This window comes from Butyrivibrio sp. MC2013 (genome assembly GCF_000424585.1).
Taxonomy (GTDB): domain Bacteria; phylum Bacillota; class Clostridia; order Lachnospirales; family Lachnospiraceae; genus Butyrivibrio.
Genome location: NZ_AUKE01000022.1, coordinates 43,209 through 51,944 on the forward strand (window position 1 = coordinate 43,209; position 8,736 = coordinate 51,944).

Genomic DNA, 8,736 nt, shown 5'->3' on the forward strand with positions numbered 1-8,736 from the left:
GAACGGTCCGTAATAAACCGTTCACTCCAATAGAATCACTAAGTATTACTGAAGCTGATCTTCGGTGTAGTATCCGGAATCGATAAGGAGTTCCTTGTAGTTGTTAGCATCAGCAAATACGGGCTCGCAGAGGAATGAAGGAACTGTGATTGTTCCGTTGTTGTATGTCTCTGTATCGTTAACATCAACATCTGCGCCTGTAAGGATCTGACCAACCATCTTAACAACCTGAGAAGCAAGTGTACGTGTATCCTTGAATACGGACATTGACTGCTTGCCTGCGATCATGTTCTTGGTATTCTCAATATCGCAGTCCTGACCTGTGATGATGGGATATGTGCCTGTGTAGTTAGCTGCAAGAGCGTTCTCTACACCAAGAGCTGTTGAGTCATTGGAGCAAAGCCATACATCAACATTGGTTCCATCAGCATAGAATGAGGAGAGAATGTTCTCTGCTCTGGACTGAGCTACTTCAGAAGCCCATGTAGGAGTTGCAACATCGTTGAACTCTGTCTGGCCGGATACAACGTTGAGCTTGCCAGCCTCGATGTAGGGCTTAAGCAGATCCATAGCACCGTTGAAGAAGTAGCCGGCATTGTTATCACCGGGATCACCGGCTGTGAACTCGATATTGAAAGGTCCGTCAGCATTGTCAAGGTCAAGACTATCGATTACATACTGGCCCTGAACTGTACCAACCATGTAGTTATCAAATGTAGCATAGTAAGAAACTGCGTCTGAGTTCATGAGCAGTCTGTCGTAAGCGATTACGGGGATGCCTGCAGACTTTGCCATATCAAGAGCTTCACCAAGTGAAGAACCCTCGATAGCTGCGATAACCAGAACGTCAGCACCGTCATTGATCATGTTCTCAACCTGGGAAAGCTGAGTCTGAACGTCATTGGATGCATACTGAAGGTCAACTTCATATCCTGCAGCTGCCAGCTCTTTCTGCATGTTGTCGCCGTCCTGATTCCATCTCTGAAGATCCTTGGTGGGCATTGATACACCAACTCTTCCTCCGGGAGATGCAACTTCTTCAGCGGGAGCTTCTGCTGTCTCTTCAGCGGGAGCTTCTGCCTGAGTCTCCTCAGCGGGCTGAGCAGCGGGCTCAGCGGGTGTGCTGTTACCGCAACCAGCAAGCAGAACTGCTGCTGTAGCGAAGCACATTGCCTTCTTCAAAACCTGTCTTTTCATAATTCCTTCCTCCTAAAGAATATTGTTAGGATCACTTCCTTTTTCGTCAAAAGGACCAAGCGATCAAGTAACCACAAATTATTATATCATCATTTGTACAATATTTTAATCTTTTTTTACAATTTTTTGCCTTTTCAAGGAACTTTTGTTGTGATTCTGCCAGAACGCTTTTTAATCTTTTCGTGACTATCACATATTCGTATATCTATTGTATGTTTTTTATCATTAATAATAGATATATGATAACTGACCTTTTGTGATATCGACGATAAATTTACTTCCAGCAAGATTATTATTGCTTATTTGACCATAAAACTGTTATGAAAATTCTTTTATGATACTAGAAAATCCTTTGCAGTTTATATGCCTCCATCTAAAACAAAAAAAATTGCAAGCATCAGCTCTGCTTCCCATCAGTGGGACACATAAGTTAATGCTTGCAGGTATTTATTTTGTGACCTGTTAAATTAATAAATAGGTCGCTTTAAGATCAGTAATGATCTCTGTATATGTAATAAAACAGTGATCTTTAGCAGTCTCTGCACAGACCGTTATCTGCCATAATGGAAGATTTCTTCAGCATGCTGACAGGCTCACCGTTTAGATCTGTCACCACGCCTCCTGCTTCCTCTACGATGACCACTCCTGCGCAGATATCATAGGGCTCTATTATGGGCTCGGCATAGAGGCAGGTCCTGCCTGCTGCCACATCACACATATCAAGAGCAGCTGAGCCAAAGCGTCTGATATCAATACATTTGCCAAAAAACTTCTTATATAATGCAAATGATTCTTCCGTCAGCTCTTTATTATACGGAGCGGTACCGATAGTCACTATACCGTTCTCAAGACTGTCTCTATTAACATGGATAGGGCTGCCATTGAGAAAAGCCCCCTCGCCCTTTATAGCCGTATAGAAATGATCTCTGTAGGGATCATATATGATACCCATCATAGGTATGGCATCCAACGTCATGCCCACGGAAATGCAGCTGCGCATAAGGCCCTTGATAAAGTTGCTGGTCCCGTCTATGGGATCTACAACAAAGGCATAGCCCTTGGAGATGTCATCTCTGTCGCCGTTTTCTTCGCCGTAAAAAAGGGCCTGGGGAAAGATCCTGGAAAGAGCATCTTTGAGCTTATCCTGGATCATACTGTCATAAAGCGTGACCAGGTTGTGCCTGCCCTCTTTGGAAGAAGTAGCCTCCTGTCTTTCCTTGAAATCTGTAGAGAGCATGATATCTCCGCACTCTCTCATTACCGCGCATATATCCTGCATTAGCTGCTTATGATCAGGCATCTGTATCCTCCTCAAATCCTGGTGGTCCATTTGCTGCAGTCTATCACATCTGTAGCAAGATCTTCATAGAAATCAGGCTCATGGCACACCATGATCACTGTTCCCTTATATTCCTTAAGTGCCCTGTGTAGTTCCTCTTTGGCATCCACATCAAGATGGTTGGTGGGCTCATCCAGTACCAGTATATTGGACTCCCTGTTCATCAGCTTGCACAGACGCACCTTGGCCTGCTCGCCACCGGAGAGGACCTTGCACTTGCTCTCAATATGCTTGGTTGTGAGGCCACACTTGGCCAGGGCGGAGCGAACTTCATACTGGGTAAAGCCCGGAAATTCATTCCATATCTCTTCAATACAGGTAGTCTGTATATCGGGTGACATCTCCTGTTCAAAATAGCCTATCTCCACATGTTCTCCCCTGTGAACCTTGCCGGATATGGCAGGGATAAGGCCCAGGATGCTCTTTAGGAGCGTAGTCTTACCTATACCGTTTGCACCCTTCAGCACTGTAAAGGTATTTCTCTCAATAGCCAGAGTAAGGGGCTTTGACAAAGGCTCATCATAGCCTATCACCAGATTCTCCAGCTCAAAGAGGAATTTGCCGGGAGTCCTGGCAGTTTTAAAGAAGAATTCAGGCTTTGGCTTTTCCTGGATCTTTTCAATCAGATCCATATTGTCCAGCTTCTTTTGCCTGGCCATGGCCATGTTCCTGGTAGCCACTCTGGCTTTATTCCTTGCCACAAAGTCCTTGAGATCAGCAATCTCCTGCTGCTGCCTGTTATAGGCAGCTTCTCTCTGGGCTTTCTTGGCCTCATATACTTCCGTAAACTTATCATAATCTCCCACATATCTATCCAGGCTGTGGGTCTGTCCATCCATATGATATATGAGATTGACCACGCTGTTGAGGAAGGGTATGTCATGAGATATGAGGATAAAAGCATTCTCATAATCCTGAAGATATCTGGTGAGCCATACTATATGCTCTGCATCCAGATAATTGGTAGGCTCGTCCAGCAGCAGGATATCAGGCTTCTCTAAAAGGAGCTTGGCAAGGAGTATCTTGGTCCTCTGTCCTCCGGAGAGTTCAGTCACGTCTCTGTCCAGGCCCAATTCCAAAAAGCCCAGCGCCCTTGACACCTCTTCAATCTTGGAATCAAGAAGATAGAAATCATGATTGGTCAGAAGATCCTGGATAGTACCAAGCTCCTCCATATATTCCTCCAGCTGCGCTTCATCCGCTTCGCCCATGGCATCGCAGATCTCATTCATCCTGCGCTCCATCTCATATAGCGAGTCAAAGGCTGACGCCAGTACATCTCTTATGGTCATGCCTTTCTTTAATACAGCATGCTGATCCAGATAGCCTGCCTTCACATTTTTGGCCCATTCTATCTTGCCGGCATCGGGAGTAAGCTTACCTGTAATGATATTCATAAAGGTAGACTTGCCCTCGCCATTAGCCCCAACCAGTCCTATGTGCTCTCCCTTCAGGAGTCTGAAGGACACATCATCAAATATAGCCCTGTCCCCAAATCCGTGGGTCAGGTGCTCAACAGTCAAAATACTCATAAAAATCCCTTTGTATAACTCATAATTTTGAATTGCTTTTTTTTACAGTTTTAATATCTCACCAATCTGCTCAAGCTGATAATCCAACCTTCATATTATATTCCCCCGAATGTGAGCTTTTATTATAGCACAGGTCTCTTGAAAATACCCAGAGAAGCGCCGATAGCAGCACGGAATAGGTCAGTCCCTTTAAGAACAGATTTGTTTCCTTCTCCGATTGAATTCAGTTGCTCCACTTGGTCTGCCATATATTCTCTATTGTTTCCTGTTTAGTCTTTCTGATAAGATAACATCCTGCCACAAGAAGTGTCACCGAAACCGCCAGTATAATCACATAATACGAAATACCAACATTCCCGCTATCAGAAACTACAACGCCCTTTTCATTGATGGTTGAATCTGTAACAAAATTGATAAAATCATACACAGCGTGAGCAATCATTCCCGGGATTACCGAGCCGGTCCTCAGATATATTCCGGCGAGAACAAAACCGCCACAGGTCGCCATGAATGCCTGTATCAGAGTCATGACAGGATCTGCTCCTACGAATATATTTGTCAAATGGATCGGTCCGAAGATGGCAGATGAGATAATTACTGCTGCCACTGCCCTATTTTTCACCTTCAGATATCTCATTCCTATAGGAATAAGCATCGCCCTGAAAATGGTCTCCTCACTAATGCCGGCCATTAGTGCCAGGCACACGAAAGAAAATGATGGTTTGAAAGCAAGTCCACTATATATAGCATTTATGATTATGCATCCGATAATAAGGATTGCCATCGCAGAGGATACCATAAGTATCTCTTTTACCGGAACATGAGCCTTAAACACGCCATCAAATTCAGGCGAAAACCACTTATTATAAATGATCAGAAGAACCAGGGACAGAGCGGAGACAATAAGCGCGCTTACTGCTCCCTGTGGCTGGCCGCTCAATTGAGTTAATAAACCCAGAGGAACTGTCAGTATCATTGCAATTACTGCATTTTTTTCACATAATGAATGTTTCCTTACTTTTTTGTTTTCCATAAGCAATGCTCCTTACCATTCTCGTCTGATCTTTTCATGAATTCAATATACTTTTTAAGCATTAGTGTTCTCCTGTTTTGTACTTCCAGCACCTGTGAACGAAAGAGCTACAAGATTTGAGGCGTTTTTCTTAAGGCGTTTGAATAAGTATATCTGAAATATAAATACCGGAATTACCGCAATTAACACCATACCAACCCCAATATATATTGATCTTTGTATTTCTGCTGTCTCAACCTCTACATTTTCCCCGGCATGTATTAGCTTGTTTGCAGCAAAAAAGTCAAAAACAGCATGACACAATACAGGGACAAAATATGCAAGAAGATATTCTTTTATTACAGACCCACTGCCTGTTACTTTGTTATATCTGGCAAGTCCAAGATGCCTTCCCATGGCAAGCCCAAGCATCGTATGCAGTGTTATATTCGGCAGTCTCATCACAAGACCTGAAAGCCCGGCACTATATACAAAATCTTCTATAAGAGTAAATCCGAATCCGACAGCCCCTGCTATCAGCATATATTCATATACATTTCTCATTTTTTTTCTAAAAATGCATAATACAATAAGTGTAACGAGTAGTTTTGCGAGCTCTTCACTCATAGCCGCTGAGAAAAGCGCATGGTTGAAACTGGCAAGTAATGCCGGTCCCTCTGAAGGAGCAAACCCGGTTACCGACCTGAAGCACAACCCAATTATTAAAGCGAAAATAAATGAAATCGGCACAGATAAAAGCCCAAGAAACACCGGCAGCAAAGCCTGTCCTCTTGAAATCCGATAGTCTCCTTCCCAGGCAATCATATTCCTGTAAAGAATACCAATAATGATTAAACACAGAACAAAACTAATAACCGATATCATATCTTTTCTCCTTTCTTATCTGATTTATTACTGCTATGTCATAAGAAGCTTGATCAATTCTGCTAAGTCCACCATTTCCTATTTAAGCTATACCAATCCTGCAAGACGGTTGCCTGATTCCATGATCCTTGATGACACCATTTTTTTCTGGGAATTAGCAGCTTGAAAAAACCGTCCCAGGTATGTATCTTCTCTATTTCCTGCTTTGTATTCCGCTATATGTTCGTCCTTATCAAAATCCGGAATCATCTCTCCGGAAAGACTTTCGCCAAAAGCCTTCCAGTCTTTAGAAGCATCAACCTGCCTTTTGGTAATTATTTCCCGGATTCTTTCAATGTGTAGAGCAATCTTATCTGTGGCATAGGTCTCTTTTTCAAACTCATCCCTCCCACCGTTAAGGTAGCCCAGGGCATATACCATCTGAGCAAATGCGTGCTCATAGTCATAAGGATTGTCCTTCACGATTTCTTTATAGCCGCCCCAGGCAGGCAGATAAACATACCGGATATAACTGTAGTCAGGCAGATGTCCTGCTCGTCCATGACCGAGATTCATGATTGAATTCTCATCTGACTGGTATACGCTTCCAACATATACCGGCTTGTCCACATCCTCCGAAGCAGAAGGGTTATGTGAGAACTTTATCTGCCTGCGTTCCGGTTCCCCGTCATCCCTCGGAAATAGTTCATAAAAATACCAGTTCGTATTATTGATAACAAGGGACGGTGTACCTGCAAAATAAGTATGTGCCCAGGTGTCTGCCAGTACATGCATCGCTATGCCTGCGGCTTCTGTCCCTTTTCCCTTTGCAAGCTTAACCGTATCGACAAGCAGATTGCCATTTGGCCCGCATATAAGGCGGTATTTGTCTTTATAGTTCTGTGAGCCCATGTTGATATCAGCATACAGATCCCTCGGCAGGAAATGAAAAGAAGACCAGATCCTTGTTATATCGCACAGCCCTATCGGATCAGTCCTTGCCTGCAAAAGCTCAGCTTGAAGCTGTGTTGTGGCAGCCTGCGATGGGCCGCCGGCTTTTTTCAGCCAGGTGCGCGAGCAGTGGTCCACAAGCTGTGCTGCATGGCAAATATCGACACTGTTTTTATGATCGTATCCTGCAAGCACTGCAGCGCAGTAGGTTGCATAATAGTGAAAATCTCCCTGCATTTTGTCTCTGCTCCTGTACTAATCTATCGTAATAACCTGCTGCCTGCGGAATGCATTAGCAATATTCATAACTGCCGAGAAAACGAAACCGACAGCACAGATATCCACTACTCTTGCTCCGCTTCTCATAAAGATCAGACAGCAGACCGCAATCAGCACTTTTACTGCTCCTTCAAATGCCTTGAGTTTCCAGGAACTCTGAATTCCTCTGGCCTCATTGGCTCCAATTATGTTCACTGCACCTGAAAAAGCCAGAGTCCCTGCGAGATAAATAAGTACATACATCCTGGGAACCCAGACAAGAGAACCGGTAAACACACCAAAATCAATGAAGAGTATTCCTCGAAAAAGAATACTCCGTCCGCCGACCATATGCCTTGCCATCCTAAAGTAAAACCAGAGCATGCGAATCCCCATGATTTCAAGCGCCAGAGAAACGAAACCTATAATAGCCATATATGCTTCTTCTCCAAAGATGAACAGGGCTGCTCCAATCAGGATCATAGCAATTCCCAAGAGGATTTTTCTAATCTTCTGCCAAACTGTCATTTCCTCACGCCCCCCGCCTTTTCCAATTTTTTAATCTTTCCTGCCGCATATAAAATGTAAATATAGTTTATAAATGCTGTTACTTCCATGATGAAAAATGCTATATCAACGTTTGCACTCGAATCTGTGGACGTCATAAAACTTATGGTGTTCAATATGATCAGCACCGCTGACACAACTACGCAGAATACCGTCAGCGTAAGGTAAAAGCGTTTATCCTTCTTCACTGTCTGACGTCCGGTCCGGAATGCACTCATGCCAATATAATAGTGGAACAAAAAAATGACCAGACTGAAGATCAGAATCACAACCATAAAGCCTGCCCATAATAAGGCTCTCATCACTTTTTCATGTCCGGCGCCGGCAACCTCGTAGACACCCTGAGCCATAATGCTTTCAATGATTTCAGAAATCGTGTTTTCACCCAGGAAGAAACTGATAAATAGTTTAATGATGTCCCAAACGGATAAAACAATCACCATACTTCCGCTAAGAGCTAAAGCATCCCGGTAACGCCGTAGTTGAATTTGCAGCCCTTCATTTCTTGGTTTGTACAAAACAGAATCCATTATGACACTCCCTAATATTTATTCATGTTTCAGAAATCAGACAATCATAAACATGATTTCCGACTCAATTTCCTGCTGATGATATTTTTTAGTATAGTAAACTAATCGGAATAGGGTTATCCATTTTAAAGAGATTTTTTATACCTTTTATCCCCTCCTGTTGCTTTCATAGTAAGCGGTAAACAAAACGCGTCTTTGAACAGCCTTCCAAAATCATTAGTATTCTCTTAGAGAAACTATTGGTTTTGGAGGGCTTTTATTATGGACAAATTTGTGATGGATATTAGGCTTAAGCAATGGATCCCAATCCTTGAAGCTCAAGCCAGCAGCGGACTCGACAAGCAGACTTTTTGCAAACAGCATGGGATCAGCAGAGGTCTCTTCTTTAAATGGCAGAGGATTCTCCGCGAAAAGATGGCCGAAGGGTTTGATCCTGCTTCCATCTCGCTTCCTGCTATTACTGATAATGGCACTGGAGACATCAAA

9 protein-coding genes are annotated in these 8,736 nt (G+C 43.4%); 1 reads left to right on the top strand and 8 read right to left on the bottom strand.

What is annotated here, in order from left to right; genetic code table 11:
• Positions 1-45 precede the first annotated feature (45 nt).
• The 8 genes from G636_RS0111700 to G636_RS0111740 form a co-directional block, all read right to left on the bottom strand.
• On the bottom strand, positions 46-1,197 hold the full coding sequence (locus G636_RS0111700) for a substrate-binding domain-containing protein (RefSeq protein ID WP_026508204.1): 1,152 nt from the start codon (positions 1,195-1,197) through the stop codon (positions 46-48).
• Between the two features lie 529 nt (positions 1,198-1,726).
• Positions 1,727-2,497: an inositol monophosphatase family protein gene (locus tag G636_RS0111705; RefSeq protein ID WP_051226953.1), complete on the bottom strand. Its 771-nt coding sequence runs from the start codon at positions 2,495-2,497 to the stop codon at positions 1,727-1,729.
• 11 nt (positions 2,498-2,508) lie between these two features.
• On the bottom strand, positions 2,509-4,068 hold the full coding sequence (locus tag G636_RS0111710) for an ABC-F family ATP-binding cassette domain-containing protein (RefSeq protein ID WP_026508206.1): 1,560 nt from the start codon (positions 4,066-4,068) through the stop codon (positions 2,509-2,511).
• 223 nt (positions 4,069-4,291) lie between these two features.
• The gene (locus G636_RS19660) at positions 4,292-5,101 is read right to left on the bottom strand and encodes a CPBP family intramembrane glutamic endopeptidase (protein WP_026508207.1); all 810 of its coding nucleotides are present in this window, start codon (positions 5,099-5,101) and stop codon (positions 4,292-4,294) included.
• A 54-nt stretch (positions 5,102-5,155) separates the two neighbouring features.
• Positions 5,156-5,965 (bottom strand): PrsW family glutamic-type intramembrane protease, encoded by an 810-nt coding sequence (locus tag G636_RS0111725; protein ID WP_026508208.1) that lies wholly within the window; start codon positions 5,963-5,965, stop codon positions 5,156-5,158.
• An 87-nt stretch (positions 5,966-6,052) separates the two neighbouring features.
• Positions 6,053-7,132, bottom strand: coding sequence for a DUF6765 family protein (locus G636_RS0111730; protein ID WP_026508209.1), 1,080 nt, complete (start codon positions 7,130-7,132; stop codon positions 6,053-6,055).
• A gap of 18 nt (positions 7,133-7,150) precedes the next feature.
• Entirely contained in the window at positions 7,151-7,681 is a 531-nt protein-coding gene (locus G636_RS0111735; RefSeq protein ID WP_026508210.1) for a DUF308 domain-containing protein, read from the bottom strand.
• Positions 7,678-8,250 (bottom strand): hypothetical protein, encoded by a 573-nt coding sequence (locus G636_RS0111740; protein ID WP_026508211.1) that lies wholly within the window; start codon positions 8,248-8,250, stop codon positions 7,678-7,680. The genes G636_RS0111735 and G636_RS0111740 overlap by 4 nt, the downstream gene beginning before the upstream one ends.
• A gap of 261 nt (positions 8,251-8,511) precedes the next feature.
• Here G636_RS0111740 and tnpA point away from each other — a divergent pair.
• Positions 8,512-8,736 (top strand): IS66 family insertion sequence element accessory protein TnpA (gene tnpA / locus G636_RS0111745; RefSeq protein ID WP_026508212.1); only part of this gene is annotated, 225 nt, incomplete at its 3' end.